Origin of the sequence: Adonisia turfae CCMR0081, assembly GCF_011009555.1 — a bacterium.
In the GTDB taxonomy this organism is placed as follows: domain Bacteria; phylum Cyanobacteriota; class Cyanobacteriia; order Phormidesmidales; family Phormidesmidaceae; genus Leptothoe; species Leptothoe turfae.
The window spans coordinates 4,658,122-4,674,221 of record NZ_QXHD01000004.1; the positions used below are offsets into that span (position 1 = coordinate 4,658,122).

General features: G+C 41.6%; 12 protein-coding genes and 1 pseudogene. 7 read left to right on the forward strand and 6 right to left on the reverse strand.

All coding sequences use genetic code 11. The annotated features are described in order from the left end of the window. Window positions 1-470: tetratricopeptide repeat protein (locus tag DXZ20_RS24020; RefSeq protein ID WP_250565905.1), on the forward strand; the 470-nt coding region annotated here is incomplete at its 5' end. Between the two features lie 119 nt (window positions 471-589). Further along, the gene (locus DXZ20_RS24025) at window positions 590-790 is read left to right on the forward strand and encodes a hypothetical protein (protein WP_250565906.1); all 201 of its coding nucleotides are present in this window, start codon (window positions 590-592) and stop codon (window positions 788-790) included. A 13-nt stretch (window positions 791-803) separates the two neighbouring features. Here the strand turns inward: DXZ20_RS24025 and DXZ20_RS38775 are convergent. From DXZ20_RS38775 to DXZ20_RS24035, 4 genes and pseudogenes are all read right to left on the reverse strand, one after another. Continuing rightward, window positions 804-911, reverse strand: a pseudogene (locus DXZ20_RS38775) (IS982 family transposase); the annotation flags it as partial. 161 nt (window positions 912-1,072) lie between these two features. Next, window positions 1,073-2,527 carry a tetratricopeptide repeat protein gene (locus tag DXZ20_RS37750; protein WP_250565907.1) on the reverse strand — a complete coding sequence of 485 codons (1,455 nt, stop codon included), beginning with the start codon at window positions 2,525-2,527 and terminating at the stop codon, window positions 1,073-1,075. Then, entirely contained in the window at window positions 2,514-3,839 is a 1,326-nt protein-coding gene (locus DXZ20_RS37755; RefSeq protein ID WP_250565908.1) for an NB-ARC domain-containing protein, read from the reverse strand. Before DXZ20_RS37755 ends, DXZ20_RS37750 begins: the two co-directional genes overlap by 14 nt. After that, a complete protein-coding gene (locus DXZ20_RS24035; RefSeq protein ID WP_163701411.1) occupies window positions 3,832-5,133 on the reverse strand; it encodes a tetratricopeptide repeat protein in 1,302 nt (433 codons plus the stop codon). The genes DXZ20_RS37755 and DXZ20_RS24035 overlap by 8 nt, the downstream gene beginning before the upstream one ends. Window positions 5,134-5,339: 206 nt before the next feature. On the opposite strand from DXZ20_RS24035, the gene DXZ20_RS24040 reads away from it, so the two are divergent. From DXZ20_RS24040 to DXZ20_RS24060, 5 genes are all read left to right on the forward strand, one after another. Continuing rightward, a complete protein-coding gene (locus DXZ20_RS24040; protein ID WP_163701414.1) occupies window positions 5,340-6,239 on the forward strand; it encodes a 5'-methylthioadenosine/S-adenosylhomocysteine nucleosidase family protein in 900 nt (299 codons plus the stop codon). Window positions 6,240-6,325: 86 nt separating this feature from the next. Then, the gene (locus DXZ20_RS24045) at window positions 6,326-8,116 is read left to right on the forward strand and encodes a tetratricopeptide repeat protein (RefSeq protein ID WP_163701417.1); all 1,791 of its coding nucleotides are present in this window, start codon (window positions 6,326-6,328) and stop codon (window positions 8,114-8,116) included. A 240-nt stretch (window positions 8,117-8,356) separates the two neighbouring features. Beyond that, window positions 8,357-9,067, forward strand: a complete 711-nt coding sequence (locus DXZ20_RS24050; RefSeq protein WP_163701420.1) for an IS6 family transposase — start codon at window positions 8,357-8,359, stop codon at window positions 9,065-9,067. 73 nt (window positions 9,068-9,140) lie between these two features. Continuing rightward, on the forward strand, window positions 9,141-9,557 hold the full coding sequence (locus DXZ20_RS24055; protein ID WP_163701423.1) for a hypothetical protein: 417 nt from the start codon (window positions 9,141-9,143) through the stop codon (window positions 9,555-9,557). Window positions 9,558-9,860: 303 nt separating this feature from the next. Further along, a complete protein-coding gene (locus DXZ20_RS24060; protein ID WP_163701426.1) occupies window positions 9,861-11,231 on the forward strand; it encodes a tetratricopeptide repeat protein in 1,371 nt (456 codons plus the stop codon). Window positions 11,232-11,311: 80 nt separating this feature from the next. On the opposite strand, the gene DXZ20_RS24065 is transcribed toward DXZ20_RS24060, so the two are convergent. Next, entirely contained in the window at window positions 11,312-11,860 is a 549-nt protein-coding gene (locus tag DXZ20_RS24065) for a hypothetical protein (protein ID WP_163703602.1), read from the reverse strand. A 57-nt stretch (window positions 11,861-11,917) separates the two neighbouring features. After that, entirely contained in the window at window positions 11,918-16,096 is a 4,179-nt protein-coding gene (locus DXZ20_RS24070) for a PIN domain-containing protein (RefSeq protein WP_163701429.1), read from the reverse strand. Between the last annotated feature and the right edge of the window lie 4 nt (window positions 16,097-16,100).

Below are 16,100 nucleotides of genomic sequence, written 5' to 3' on the forward strand. Positions count from 1 at the left end.
GCGAATACGATAAAGCGGTTGATTACCAAAAACAGCGATTGACATTATCGAGGATGATTCAAGATCGTCAAGGGGAGGGACAATCATTGGGAAGCCTGGGTATGATTTATTTTGCTCTTGAAGACTACGATAGGGCAATCGACTATCAATACCAGGCTCTAGAAATTTCACAAATGACTAAAACTCGCTCAGAAGAGGCCATTATTTTGTGTAATTTGGGTAATGTCCTGATTCAAACTGAGAGTTATGAAAAATCCCTAGACTGTTTACAGAAATCGCTAGGAATTTGTGCTGATATTGATGATCCATATACTGAAGCGCAAGCACTTAAAGGATTAGCAGAAATTTATAAAAATTTGGGTAATGATAAACTAGCAAATCATTACTGCACTGAGGCTATCTCTATTGCTAGTAATCTGAAAATACCTTTTTTAGAAGATTGCTTAGAATTAAAGAAATCTATCATTTGATTTTTATATCTGTGCTGTTTACATAAAAACTAAGGTGATACTTGTTGCTGCTCATCATTTCAACAGATAAATGTTTGAATCGTTGTATTGAATTTATCTTTAAGGGGGGGGATAAGATTGTGGAAAAAGAAGAAGATATTCTTCCCTCTGGAAAAACAATTTTAGCTGAACTTGAGATTGAACAATTAACGGTTAGAAATATCAAGCCACGGTCTAAGCGTACTCATTATCGGGCAATCCTGAATTGGATAGTGTATTATCGCACATCCTCCAGTTCAAGCAACATTGGCTATGTCAAAGGATTGTTGGAAATCTTTTAACGTCAGTACGGGTTTAAGCCATAGGCGGTAATGCCCACTCTAGCTTGAGTGCTAGCTTTTTAGGCTGATGACAATAGGCAATTAATCCACAGATGAGATTGACCATGAAGTTGACGGGACTAAAAGGCTTACACAAAATTCTGAAGACTCTCCGAGTGATGACGCATCAGGTTACCCTGCGATTTCAAAAAGTATCGCTTTTTTGCAACGGAACCCTCTATAAGTGCTGACTGTATTGCAAGACCTTTCACCGTTTTTGAAAGACTGACTGACGCTGCATTGCTAATCTAATTTCTCTTTAAGGTGGTTTAGTAATGTTTGGGTAAAACAGTGTTTTGAGAGACTATTAGCTATGTTATTTTCGATAGCTGTCCCTAATAGTCGCACGAAGTTGTTGCGGACAGTCTGAGTGTTTTTATGGTCTTCACCTAGCGTTTGAGAAAACAGCTCTAGTGATCGCGCATAAAGAGGTTCAGCCTGTTGATAGCGCTTCTGTTCCTCGTATAACCCTGCCAAATTATTTAGGGTAATCGCAACATCAAGATGCGTTGGCCCCAGCGTCTGTTCTTGCCGTTTCAAGGCTTGCTTGTAACATGACTCAGCTTCACTAAAGCGTTCTATCGAGCGATAAAGTCCGGCCAAATTATTGTAGCTAGTCGCTATGCTGGGATGATCTGGGCCAAGTAAGCTCTCTCGTAGTTCGAGGGATTTTTGGTAGAGCGTTTCTGCCTCATTATAGCGTTCCTGAATTTTATACAGCAAAGCCAAATTATTGTAGCTAGTCGCAATGTTGGGATGAGAAGACCCAAAAATATGCTTCCAAATTTCGAGGGCATTGAGATAGAGTGTTTCGGCTTCGTCATACCGTGATTGTGCTCTATAGATTTCTGCGAGGTTATTGAGTGTCGTCGCAACATAGGGATGATTTGTCCCAAAACTATGCTTCCAAATTTCAAGTGCATAACCATAAAGTGGCTCGGCTTCGTTGACTTGGCCTCGGATATCATAATGTAGGGCGAAGTTATTTAGGCTAGTGGCTATGTGAGGATGCGAAGCGCCAAGCGTCCGTTTCCAGATTTCGAATGCGAAACGATGCAAAGGTTCAGCTTCTTCAAATCGGCCTTGAGCATCGTATAGCAATGCTAGGTTGTTTAGGCTTTGGGCAACATCAGGATGTTCTGCTCCAAAGTGGACTTTGCGAGCAGCTAAGACTTTACGCAGAGGCGGTTCGGCTTTGTCGTAAAGTCCCTGAAGTCGATAGAATTCGCCTATGTTGTTGAGAGCCTGGAGACTGTCGGGATGTTCTGGGCTACGATGAACTGCGAGAATGTTTAGAGCCTTACTATAAAGTGGTTCCACTTCTGTATATCGTCCTTGGGCTTGATACAGAGCCGCTAAACTAACCCAGCTATTAGCCAGACTAGGATGCGTATCACCTAAGCGAGTTTGCGTCGCTGATTGCAGCTGTCGTAGCCAAGGCTCTGCTTGGTGGTAAAGACCTTGCCCTTCGTAAAACCATGCCAATCGATTAAATGGGATGATTAAGGCTTCCTCATCTAGTAGATAGGCAAAGTTCGTTGCTACTTCTGCTAGGTGAGGAATGATGGGTGTGGCTGTTTCTATCTGTAGAAGGGTTGGCTGTTGAGGAATATTCTCAGCTTCTGCGACTAAAACCTGACAAAAGGCTTGCTTCAGTAAATCGGCTTCGGTAGCAGTTTGACATTCAGGTGATAACATCAGACTCTTCCTCTAGTTTGCTTCTGAAAAATTCTCGGATAAGGGAGTGCAGCCTGTATATCTGTTCCTGCTTTTGTGATAATTGAAGTAGATGGAGAGCCTGTAATCGACCTCTAGATTCTTCTAATTGTTCACCGTCGAACGTTGCTAGACTATCAGAACTTTCACAATACTTTTTCTCAACGGATTCAGCTAAATGCCAAGGAATAGGCGCTAGAGCGAAAAGACTTAATAATTTTCCTAAGTGTTGGCTATGCTCATCCAAACTCTCCCAGCTCAAATCGAAAGCAGCCTCAGCACTTCTTTGGGCAGTAGAAGTATCTGTATCTTCCTCTTGTTTCAGCGAGGCGTGGCGAATAGCTGCTCGCTTCTGAGCTTTTTCTTGTAGACGAAAGAGCAGAGTTGATAAGGATAAATCGTCTCTTCTGAGTAAATAACGACCCACTAATTCAATGCCTAGCGGTAAATGGCCGAGCCACGCACAAAGTGTAGTAGCAACCTCCCGTTCTGACTGAATGCGTGCTTCTCCAACAAGGGAAGTCAATAAATCAAGGGATTGCCCTGGTGATAAAACATCCAGAGAGATAGCCTGTATCGGTGGGCCAAATTTGAGCCGAGTGGTCATTAAGACCTTAAACTTTTCAAATGCAGTGGGAGGTAGATAGGGTGACACATCACGACGATAGTTGACGACATCATCTAGTACTAGCAGTGTCTGACCTTCTCGCCAGTGTCGCCAGCAGAATGAGACTTGGTCAGTGAGCTCCAAGCCTTCTGGGATTTTAAGTTTGAGCTGTGACTGAGCAAACCCCACGATCTGAGTACCCACATTAAACTCGCGAGCAAATAACCAGCAAATGCCACCGCTATAGAAATTAGTCTGTTGCTGGGCGTACTGAATGGCTAGCTCAGTTTTTCCAATCCCGCCCATCCCCTGCAAAGCTGAAATCGAGACAAGATTTCCATTTTGCAATTGCTGATGGAGTTCTTGTAGCTGAGATGTTCTGCCGATAAATTTGGCGACACCGCTACGAGGGACATTATTAGGACTTCCAGTGGGCTGCAGGGATTGCCAAAATGTTTTAAGAACGGTTTCTAGCTTATCTGGATCAAAATCGTGTAGGTGGATGCCAACGTTCGCGGTGCCACCTTCTTCTACTAAGGTTTGGAAGGCTAGCGCATTACCTGAGTTGATTTGGAGAATACGGTCATCGGAGTGAAGCTGTGCGACCAGCTCGGTAATCGTCGCTGTAGGGTTCGCCTCTAGGTTCTCAGCGATGTATTTACTGAGCTGGTTAATCAGATTAGCCATTTGTGATCGCGCTAGCAGTTCTGGTCATTTTCTCTAAGGCACTTAAGCCTACTTGAATACTATTCTTTAGGTTCAGATCTATGTCTGTTAACTGATCGCATATTTCCGAAGCTTCAACTAATGTAGTGTGTGCTTCGACAGGACGCTGTTGATAATAATAAAAATCTGACAATATTTTCAGACTAATGGCCACAGACGAATGAAATTGACCAAAGACATTCTTTTTGACCTGAATTGTCTCTAATAGTAACCTTTCAGCTTCTATGTTTTTAGATTGCAATCGATATATATGGGCTAAATTATTGAGACTGTCTGCGACTGAAAGATGGTGCTTCCCCAGCTTCTGAGACCTTATGTTGAGTGCTCGTTTACAATGAGCTTCCGCTTCGGGCAAGCGCCCTCTCTCATAGTAGAAAGTTGCCAAGTAATTGAGTCCTGTTGCCACGTTGACGTTCTCTTTTCCCAATAATTTTTCATGCAAAAAAATCGATTCGTTAAGTAGCGCTTCAACCTTATTATCTTGACCTGTCATTTCATAGATGGCCGCTAAAGTATGCGTTGCAGTTGCCATCGCATTTAAAAATATTCTAGGTTGTTCTGAAATGCAGTTTCGAGTTAATTCAGTCAAGATATAAATAGAACGTTGAGACAATTTTTCAGCTTCATCTAGGCGACGCTGTGCATGGTATACCAATGCCAAATTGTTATAAACCACCGTTATTTCAAAATCAACATTTTCATTTTGATGAGCCAAAATATCCAAAGCTTTTTTATAGGCCGACTCAGCCTCATCTAATCGTCCTTGGATAATGTAGAAACTGGCTAAATCTCTAAAAAGTTTTGCGACTTCAATATGGCGTTCACCCAACTGCTCGTTTTGAATATCTATAGCTCTGTTTAAGAGGTTTTCAACTTCACTGTATTTCTCCTGCGCTTGATACACCAAAGCCAGTTCTCTTAGGCATACTGCTACGTTAGTATGGTTATCCTCAAACCTGTCTTTTGCCTTGTCTAAAAACTCGAGACACCAGATCTCTTCTATCGGATATAACTTTTGACTTGAATAGTATCTTATAAGCCCCAAGAAAAGACTCACAAAGTCGTGCTCATTAAGTTGCGTAGGCGGAAATTTGGATACTTCTTTGATGTGAGGAATAGTGAGTTTAGTTACATTGATATCTTCATCAGTAAGCAAACCTTTATCAGCTATTTGTTGAGCGTAATCAGAGATGACTTGGCAAAAAGCTTGTTTTAGAGTTTCACTTTCTGTGATTTGTCTGAACTGAAGATTCAACGTACAGTTGCCTCCATCATATTCGTAATAAAACGCTTACCTTCACTTATAGCGTGCCTGGTATTCTACGGCTGGGATCGCAATACGTCTTAATGCTTAAAAAGTCTGGTTAGCAGCGCTCGTTAACGAATAAAAGCGTTACAAGCCATGGCAGATCTGCATGAAAATTGTCAGAATTAGGTGCTGCCCCTAATTCCTCACGCATTATGCCGAGTGCTGTTATCTTGACTGCCCTACCAGTAGAGTATCTGGCGGTTCGTGCTCATTTGAATGACCTCCAAGAAAAAATGCATCCTCAAGGGACGATTTATGAGGTAGGGAAGTTCTTGGGCGATGAACTGACTTGGGAGGTTGGAATTGGCGAGGTAGGGGCTGGAAATGCAGGGGCAGCAGTAGAGGCAGAGCGGGCGATCACAACCTTAAAGCCAGATGTTCTCTTCTTTGTAGGCATAGCTGGTGGTATTAAGGACGTCGCTATTGGTGATGTGGTTGTCGCCACTCAGGTCTATGGCTATGAATCAGGCAAGGTGGAAGAGCAGTTCTGGACTCGGCCAGCCGTTGGGCAAAGCGCTTATGCGCTTGTTCAGCGGGCCAAGTCAGAAGCGAGGAGGGATGAATGGCGGCAGAAGTTGGATGAAGTGGCCCCAGTGACACCAAAGGTATGGGTTGCGCCGATTGCGGCTGGGGAGAAGGTAATTGCGTCGCGGGAGTCAGCGCTATTCCAGTTTCTGAGAGCCAGCTATAACGATGCGATCGCAGTAGAAATGGAAGGGTTTGGATTCCTGAGTACGGCTTTTGCCTACCCAAACATTAAAGCGATGGTGATTCGAGGTATTTCTGACCTGATTGAGGATAAGAACGACGGTTCTCCAGAGTCTGGACAGGCACCGGAAGCGATTCGACAGCAACAGGCTTCTGAACATGCTGCTGCATTTGCCTTTTCACTTTTAGCAAAGCTGAACTTGTTAAACGTGTCAGAATCAAGCTCAGAATCGCATGGACTGAAAAATACTCGGGCCGTACAAATTAATACTGATAATGCCAAAGGCTATCAAACAATAGTACGAGGTGAGACTGTGAATATTGGTGAGACATACAAATATTAGAGATGAGTCCAATCATTTTGCAATATCTTTAATCGTCGTCTCCTAAATAATGCCTTAAGTTCAGTTGCCTTCAGGAATCTGTTGTTATGGGTAAGAGCACGAAGAGAAAAAATACGTTTTTACCTTCTAGTGATTTTATCTTTGATCATATTGATCTAGATCCAAATAGCGTTAAACTCATAACCCCTATATGGAAGCGAAGTCGTTACAAAGCGATAGTGAACTGGATTTCTCAGTACTCCGTAAGTCCCTACGCTGATAATTTAGATCAGTTAAAGGGAATTCTCGAGTCTTTTCACTTGCTATGCGACTTAGAACTATGGGAAAAAGCGAGTCACCTGCTTGCTTTACCACTTTCTGCACCTACAACCGAACTATTGAACGATCAACTAGATACTTGGGGATATTATGCAGAACAAATAGGCCTGTATCGACAACTAGAGGGAAAAGTCCGTCCTGCTTTAGGGGCGTCAGTCTCTAATCGGTTAGGCACTGCTTTCTACTTTATGGGAAACTACGAAGCAGCAAGCACTCACTATCATAGTGCTCTGATACTTGCTGAAGCGTCGCAAGATATTAGACAGCAAGGAGATATTTTAGGCAATATCGGCAATGTCTACAATGCTCTCAGCGAGTACGACATTGCCATTGGTTTTATTGAAAGAAGTTTGACTATTGCGAAGGCCTGTCATGATATTCAGAGAGTAGGGGAAGCCTGTAGGGATCTAGGAAACGTCCACTATTACAAAGGAAACTACGAACTTGCTCTTAATAGCTATCAGAAAAGTTTGGATGCTTCGCTTGCCTGTTTGAATATACAAGGAGAGATTGAGGCTTTGGGGAATATCGGTAGTGTGTATCTTGCTTTGGACGAATATGACTGTGCTATGGACAATTTCAAAGTCAGCTTACACAGATCAGAAGAGCATCAATACCTCAGAGGAGAAATGTGCGCCTTAGGAAATTTGGGCAGCATCTTCCTTTTTCAGGGGAGGTACTTAGAGTCAATTGAGTATCAAGAGAGAAGCTTACAGTTAGCGAAAGAGATTTCTAGTCCTGAGAACGAAAGTATTGCTCTCAGCGGGCTAGGCAACGTTTACTTTCGTTGCCAAGAGTTTGAGAAGGCGCTTGATTTCTATCTTCAGGATCTACGCATTACTCAGCGAATCGCTAATCGGCAGAATGAAGCGGGCGCACTACTCAATATTGGACAGGCTTATCTTTCGGTTCATAACAATAAATTGGCTACAGAATATCTTCAAAAGGGCTTAGAACTGGCTAGAGATATCGGCAGTTTGGGACTCGAGAAGAGAGGATTACAAGGACTAGGAGATATCTTTCTCAGCTTGAGAGATTATTCAAAAGCAAACGTTTATTATCAGCAACTTTTAAAGAATCTGGAAAAGACGGGCTTCAAAAGTGAAAAGCAGGCAACTTTGTCAAAACTAGGATTAACCTATGATGTGCTGGGTAGATTTGATCAGGCTATTAACTGCTATCAGTGCAGCCTAGAGCTTGCTAATGATGCGGGTGATCTAGTAGGAAGATCGACCGCAGTTTCTGGTTTAGGTAGTGTTTTTAGCCAACTAGGCAATCATACACAGGCTTTGTCGTTTTTCAAATCATGGTTAACTCTAACAAATATCTTAGGCGATACTTGTGGACAGGCATTTGCACTGTGCAACGTAGGAGAAACTTTAATGAGTCTCGAAAAAACACATGAAGCAGAAAATCATTTACTAGAATCCCTTACGATTTTTAGAGCTTTAGGTATGGAGTCTGAGGAAAACGAAGTGTTGATGCACCTATGCATACTGTACGAAACTTTGGGTGACTTGACACTGGCAAGCGAGTATCGTCAAAAGCTGTCTCAATAAAATGAGACTTTTTAGCTATGCCATCAAATCCTTCAAACAATCCTACTGAGGTGTTAATTGATGCTGTATGTAAAGCGCGAGAAACATCGCTGACACGCTATGAGCGAGCGCTATACGCGGTCATTCAAAATTGGCTTAGCCGTTATAACCCACTCCCAAAAGGGTTGTGTTGCAAAAGGCGGCATCTTTTGAGATTGCAGGGTAGCCTGAGTCGTCATCGATCGCACCTACCCATTGCCCATGTCTTCCTCAGAATCGTTCAAGTGGCGTCATTTCAAACCCGAGATCATTCTGCTGAATGTCAGATGGTATCTCCGCTATAGCTTAAGCTATCGGGATTTGGAGGAAATGATGTTAGAGCGTGGACTCAAAGTTGATCACACCACTATTTGTCGTTGGGTCCAGGCTTACAGCCCAGAGATTGACAAGTGCTGTCGCCCGTATCTCAGGCCCACTAACGATTCATGGAGGGTGGATGAAACCTATATCAAAATCAAAAAGGTGTGGAAATACCTTTATCGAGCGATTGATTCTGAGGGGAATATGCTGGACTCCATGCTCAGTGCCAGACGAGATGCGAAAGCGGCCAAGCGATTTCTCACAAAGGTCCTCAACTCAGCTCACACAGTTGAACCGAGGGTGATTACCGTCGATAAGAATGCAGCCTATCCGCCTGCGATCGAGAATTTAAAGAAAGACAAAGCCTTGCCTGAGACGACGGAAACCAGACAAATAAAATACTTGAACAATATAGTAGAGCAGGACCACCGCTTTATAAAACGAAAAGTTAATCCAGGCCTAGGATTTGGCTCTTTCAATACGGCCAGACGGACGCTCAGAGGTTATGAGACGATGAACATGATTCGCAAGGGGCAGATCAATGGTATCGACAAAGGAGATATCATAGAACAGATCTCTTTCATCAGCAAAATCTTCGAAGTGACTGCATAACAAGAGTGAGATCGATAACGATCTTCTCTTTTCATGATCTTTTTGCAACGCAACCGATCTCACACCCTCGGCAATGATAGATGGTGCGAACACCATGAATTTGTGTGGTGTAGCGGGTATGCGGATGAATCTTTTGACTACTATTGCAGCTTGGACACGGATAAGAAAAGAGGTCCATAACACCATTGACTTAGATAGGCTTGTGCTGACCAATTATCGCCTATCAAACTTACAGTATGACTTTATGTCATTCCACCTGACGGAATCAGTGCCTGACTGCTATATTCGGCTAAATACGCGAGAGGAAATTATGCCGTTGCTGATTTATAGGATGAAACGATCTGTAGATCTCATTCACTGCCTGATTGTGACAGATAAAATCATCCCGAAGATCAGCAACGCCTTCTTTCCAGAACCATTAACAGTAATCCATCAAGTATTTGGAGAAGATATCGCAGAACGTGTTCTAGAAGCCTTAGCTAAGATATAGCCTGTAAGGTTTACTGTATTGTTGGTTATCACTATTTGACGGATTTTAATCACAAATGAAATGAGCAATTCTCTGCATAACACAACGGCTAGTAGAGCCTTATGGGAGACTTTAGAACCTGAACTTAGAAAGGCTGAACACCGACCATCTCGGATAGTCAAAGCACATCACCGTGCCATAAAAAACTGGCTGATGCTCTACTGCCCAATAGATAACAGCTCAAACATTAAGCAAGTGCATGGTTATTTTGAGTCGTTCTATCATCTCTGTCAAGTTGGGCGGTGGGATTTAGCAAGTAACATTTTGGATACTAAGCCAACAGTTGACTCTGATAAAGAATTTCATAATCAACTGTTTGTGTGGGGATATTTTACCGAGCAAATCAAGCTTTATGAGCCTTTATTAGGTAAGGTAAGTATTGTTGTTGACGCAAACAGTTACCTCGCATTAGGCAATATTCATCACACACTAGGGCAGATAGATTCTGCTGCCGAATGCTATGGTCAATATCTTCGTATTGTTCGTAGGATTAACGATCAAGAAGGAGAATGTAAGGCTCTTGTTAGCTTGGGTAATCTGTATGACACATTGGGAAAATATGAGGATGCCATTGAGCTACATAGTCAAAGCTTGAAAATCGCACGAGAACTCAACAGTCAGGATGATGAAGCGCGTGCTTTATCGTCGTTAGGGAATGCCCATTTCTCGTTATCCAATTATGCAGAAGCAATACAGTATTACCAGGCTGATCTAGAGATTTTGAAGGAACTCAATGATACATTCTCTCAAGTCTCAACGCTGGGGAACTTGAGCAGTGTTTATGTTTTTCTAGGATTTTACGATGAAGCAATTGACTATGCTGAGCAACAACTAGCCCTTGCTACAGAAATTGAGAGTCAATCAGGTATCTGTTCTGCCCATGGTCACCTGGGGAATAGCTATTACTCTATTAGTGAATACGAGCAGGCTCTTGAACACACCAACAAACAAATATCTATTGCTCGTACCATTGGGGAGCAACCTAGTATTTGCTCTGGCCTTTGTACATTGGCTAGTATTCATTACTCCCTTGGACACTATGATTCAGCCTTAGAAAACTTGTTGGAGCTATTCAATAGCCCATGGTCTATCCATGATCGTCAACTCAGCATGAAGGCAACTGGTTTGTTAGGCAATATTCATTACTCTCTCGGAGAGTATGACTTAGCTTTGAAGTATACCCAACAAAAACTAGATATTGCTCAGGAACTAGGCGATCAGCAAGCTGAATCGATCGCGCTAGGTGATTTGGGCAACATCTACTATGAAAGTAGCGACTACGAAAAATCATTAGAGTTTTCCCAAGAGCAACTGGTAATTGCTCGTCGGATCAATGTTCGATGGAGTGAAGCTATGGCTCTCAGTAATTTAGGTGATACATATCTGAAATTAGAGAACTACCAAGACTCTGAAGCCTCTTTGAGGGCTGCGCATCAAATTTTTGATGAGTTAGGTGATCAAAATGCTGTCGCGGTGACCCTTCTCAATTTAGCTGAGCTGCACTATCAATTGAGTTTAATGGCTGAAAGTCAAGACTACTGTCAACAAGCGCTGACGATTGCCACGAGTTTGGATATCCCCCTAGTTCAATCGTGCCTAGAACTACAGGAATTGTTAGGTAAGCAGATAAAGTAAAGTGGTGGTGTCTATTCTCTCAATACTAGCTTTGACTTAATATTACGGGAATTGTGCTGAGCCAGATCTAGCCCCATGCTCTATCGACCTTTGGCCAGATCTGCATAGACAAAAATTTCCCATCCCAGAATCAATAGCAAAAGTAATTCAGCAGCGCTAAGCAAATAAAGGGCAAGAGCTGCTTTTGGAACTAAAATCCAAAAAGCCACCAGCGCTACAATCCCTGACAAAACAAATGTAATTTCATCAATGACCAGTTGCTCAATTTTTCGTCGGGAACGACGACGATCACTCCGGTGTGCGATTTCCCAACCAAAAAGGGACTCTAAGTCTGCATAGCCACTTTTTTGTTTTACTTTTTCAACTAGGGTTAGCCGAATATAGCGTCCTATTGCAGAAATTTTTTCGTCATTAACTAAATAGGTCCATCCCAAGATTAGACAAGTCCAGGGCAATATCAGAAAAGCATAGTGGTTGCTGACGTTAGAAATTGCAAAAGAAGCAATGCCACCAAAAACACCTAGAGCAACGTAAAGGATGTTATCACGAAAGCTAATACGCCTAATCTGCTCATCCTTAAGCTTATTGTATTCAGCAAGCCAGACATTTAGCACAAGATCTTGTGTCATTAGAGTTTCCAAACAAAGAGCAGTTATATATTTTCTCCTATTTCAAGAAAATTTTGACTAGGTAATGACTGATTGTGTACTTGCCCAAGTATAAATGTTTTCTATGACGTGCCTCTCATGTATAGGTATGAGTTGAAATCTTTCTTGAATAGCTGGTATCAGTACTTTAAAGAAATCGCTTGTAGAACGGGTTCCGGTAAGTATTCTCAAGAGCGTGAATACTAAGTCATCACGAGGATTTAGAAACTGGCTATCTGAGATAATATTTTCGAGGTAAAGCATCCGAAGAAAGTCTGCTACGACGGACGACATATAATACAAGTTAGTATTTCTATGTGCCAGGGATTTTAATACAGATATATAGGTTGCCTGAGGTTTCCATCCATCATAGCTAGCTGTCTTAAACAAAATGCCAGCATCTATAATTGTGTATGAGTAGCCATAAAGAGCAAGCTTAATAACCGTTTCTTGGTATAGAGACTCATTAACATTTCGTTGTCTAAAACAGTAGTCTAGAATAACCTGTGTCCAAATTCCTGGTACACCAAATTCCAGGTGAGCATGCCATCGTAAGAACTGATCATCAGAATATAAAACACGTCCAGGTTCCGCCGCAATTAGGGCAGTATCAGTAAATGATAGGCCAATATATTCGTTAAGTTGAGTGCGTTCTTCATTACTAATGTCCAGAGCTTTGTGGCAAGGCAAAACTTCGCAATTTTCTCTAACCCAGGCAATAATTCGCTCAAAAAATATCTTTTGTCTAGCAACTTGCTCAGGAGTGATTTCTATCCAAATGTTTTGATCATTCTCTACTCCAACAGTGGTAAATCCCTCCTTATTCAAACCTTGTGATGTCTCAACCATTGCTTGAAATAAGTTGATCGTTGATTGTGCGACTCCGAACCTTCCTACAGTCCTAACAACATCATCTGCAATTTTGAAATGATGAAGAGTAATTAGCGAAATTGGGTCAATGACTACAAATCCCCCCTTTTGTAGATTGAGCAAAGCATCTTCAAATTTTTCATGTTTGAAGTTAGACCAGGCATGAATATGCGGGTGGGCTCCCAATGCAAAAGTTTGCCAAACCTTTATTGGATTTTGATTTAATAGAATAGCAACAGAACCTAAAGGAACTTTCTCTGATGTGTAAAGCGCCTTAGCCTGATCGTAATGCTTTTGGTGTTGTTTTATCCCTTCAATAAACTGTTGAACCCAATCAGGAGATATTTCATTATCCCGAGTTGGAACGGCAATAGCCCTAAAGTCCTTTATGTTAGGTTGGTTTTCCAGAACTTCAAAACTCTGTTTCCCTGCAGCAAAATATTTGTTAGTAATAGCTCCTATTCTTAAAGCATTTTTGCCAAAACTATCTTCTGCTTGAATGATTTCTTCACCAAGACGTTTGCCGATTAAAGCCTGATAAAGTGGATGATTGGCGTTCAGCTCATTCCGATCTGATTTTGAATCTTCTCTGTCTTCTAGAATATACCACTGTTCTTTATTAAACTCATTTACTAAAAGAACCCCACACCCATTTTGCACTGACTCAAAACTCTGAATATCTACACCAGTTTTGGTCGCTTCCAAATACGAAATTTGATAGTATGCGTGAGTTTGACCATTTTCATAGAAACAATGCCTCATCTCATAAATAACTTCAAGAAAGTAATCTATTCGATTTCTCACCTTATGAAGTTGCGCAAGTTTCTTAAATTCATCAATACTGAATCCCTCAAAGTTTGGGTGTGAATCAAGGAATTCATCTAGTTTTTCAAATTCACCCGTAGCATAGTCTATTACTGCTAACCGCAACTGCATCCTTACATCGTCTGGATAGACATCAAGGTAATCTTCACGGATTGTTCGGGCAACATCCATATTACCTATTTCACCGTTAATATGGGCGGCCATCTCAGAGATGATCGGCAAAGGTCCGTATTTATTAAGTAGCTGCTGGCATAAATTTAGTACTTTTCGGTAATCACCCGCAAAATAATAGGACTGACACAATTGATGCGCCAGTCGAGTATTGTGGCTCTGATCAACAAACTGCTCATATACTTCTGCAGCGTCTCGATAATAGTTCAACGAACAGAGAAGTTCTGCAAGTTCAAGTTGGGGCAGAATAGAATCTCTGAAATCTTTAGCAGTCAGAGTTGATTTTGCTTGCTCAATCAATTCTGGAATAGGATTTTCATCATCAATATATTTTTGCCATTTAATTTTGCTAATTAGCGTAAAAATGTTCTCTGCATCTTCCTGGATTATTTCATTTAATATTGCTTCAGCAATTTCACGTTTATTCTGTTCTAAAAGTAGCCCAAACTTCAGACGTTTTGCAGTTTCCCTAAGTTCTTTAGGATAATCTGTTTGGATAAAATCATCCAAAAGGCTTTCTGCCTCCTCAAACCGACTAAGATTCGCTAGGGAATTAGCTGCTATTAGCTGCGATTCCGGCATTTCTGGAGATGAGAGAACTGGCTGGATATAATCATAAGCTTCAGCATAATTTGTTTTCTCATGAGCTAACAAAGCTCGTTGTTTAATTAGATAAGGGTCTGTTGGTTTTTTCTGACGAGCAATTTTAATATCACGAATTGATTCATCGTATCGACCTAGAAGACGTAGGGCAGCAGCTCTATTAACCAATGCAGTGAAATTTGGATGCGATAAGTTATTTGGGTCAGGGTAGTCTCCACCTAAAGCTTCAGTAAATATGGTAATAGCCTGCTCCAAGTCCTCCTTTTGAGAATCTAACAATTGACCAGCTGTAATTAATGGAAAGTAATGAGAGATAGGTTCTAATATCGAAACGCCAAGAAATGCCCTAACATTATTCATGCTATGGCCATTATCTAAATCTAAGGCAACTTGAAAGCTTTCTCTTGCTTTCTCATAGAGACGACGGTTCAGGGCAGCTTCTCCAAGTGCTATCAAGATTTCTATATCTGTATGGTAAACTTCCGGCACCAATTCTAATAACGACTCAAAAGGTACTGTCTTTGGTGCTGACCGAATGCGTAAAGAGTACGCTAAAGTGCTTGCTGGATTTTTCTGTAAGGCTTTCTCAGCATGCTTTTCAGAGTTAATTAAATCTCCCTGAAAGACATATCCCATCGCAGCATAAGCTATTGCCTTTTCATCTTCTGGGTTATACTGCAGTGCTTCGATAAATAAAGTTGCCGCATTGGCGATGTTTTCATTAAAACCTAATTGCGCTACTCCAAGATTAGCTAATAGTCGATACTTAAGCCTGTCATCTGCCTGGTGCCATAGTTCTGACTTGAGGTCTGTTAAATATTGAATGGCCTGTCTGTACTCTCCTTGATTAATTAGAGTACTTGAATGATTAACACGCTTATGACGCTCATCAGTAACACTTGCATTGATTGTTGCTTTAACTTGATGTCCAATACCAGTAAACAAGTCTTCAGGAGTTATGCCATATGACACAACTCCTTCTATTCTGTCAGTAGTTGCTGCATTGCCTACTTTAAATTGGGAAAGAACTCTAAAGACAAATGCACTTGCATGGTTTATTGCAATATCTCTAACATCTTTCAGCTCTGTACCAATACCTTCACTGATTACTCTAGAGATACCATGTACCGTTAAAGCAAGAGTACTTTCGTTAATGCTGACAGCTTGAAGAACCCCGAAACCTGAGTTCTCAGCAGCAATAGCATCGTTATATTGGGAATGTAGAAATTCTAAAAATTCTATTCCTGCGTCAGCTAGTTCTTTCTCTCCAGATGCGATTGGTGCTAGAAAAACGGAAGGTTGTAAATTAGATGTATTGGTAGATAGATGATTGAACCAGTCTTTGTTTCGACGCTCTACTTTAGCTCGTTCACGAAGAGGGTAAGACGGTTTTAGAACCTCTGGCCGAGGACGAAACTCATGGTCTACTCTACCTGACTCGTAACCATAAACTTTGTTAGCAATTACAATATCTCCTGGATGAACATTTTTTATTCCAGTGGCAGCGCTGATTAAAAAAATGACATCTGGTTCGAAATGTTTAATTGCACGTTCGGCTTCTGCTGCTGAGCTAGCGTTATTACTATCAATCTCAGCGATCGCAACTTTCCAGACTTGCTCATCTTCAGGGAACTGGCCTACTTCATAGATAGTCCCTTGGGGATGTGTCTCCTCATTCAACTCCGTCAAATGAGTGCGGATAATTTGGTAATCATTGGGATCGGACGCTAAGATTACCGCACGAAACATGGGT

What these genes read in the sequence shown, in the direction of transcription:
- DXZ20_RS24040 (WP_163701414.1), top strand. Translation starts at nt 5,340, where the DNA reads ATGCCGAGTGCTGTTATCTTGACTGCCCTACCAGTAGAGTATCTGGCG.
- DXZ20_RS24065 (WP_163703602.1), bottom strand. Translation starts at nt 11,860, where the DNA reads ATGACACAAGATCTTGTGCTAAATGTCTGGCTTGCTGAATACAATAAG.
- DXZ20_RS37755 (WP_250565908.1), bottom strand. Translation starts at nt 3,839, where the DNA reads ATGGCTAATCTGATTAACCAGCTCAGTAAATACATCGCTGAGAACCTA.
- DXZ20_RS37750 (WP_250565907.1), bottom strand. Translation starts at nt 2,527, where the DNA reads ATGTTATCACCTGAATGTCAAACTGCTACCGAAGCCGATTTACTGAAG.
- DXZ20_RS24070 (WP_163701429.1), bottom strand. Translation starts at nt 16,096, where the DNA reads ATGTTTCGTGCGGTAATCTTAGCGTCCGATCCCAATGATTACCAAATT.
- DXZ20_RS24050 (WP_163701420.1), top strand. Translation starts at nt 8,357, where the DNA reads ATGTCTTCCTCAGAATCGTTCAAGTGGCGTCATTTCAAACCCGAGATC.
- DXZ20_RS24055 (WP_163701423.1), top strand. Translation starts at nt 9,141, where the DNA reads ATGATAGATGGTGCGAACACCATGAATTTGTGTGGTGTAGCGGGTATG.
- DXZ20_RS24045 (WP_163701417.1), top strand. Translation starts at nt 6,326, where the DNA reads ATGGGTAAGAGCACGAAGAGAAAAAATACGTTTTTACCTTCTAGTGAT.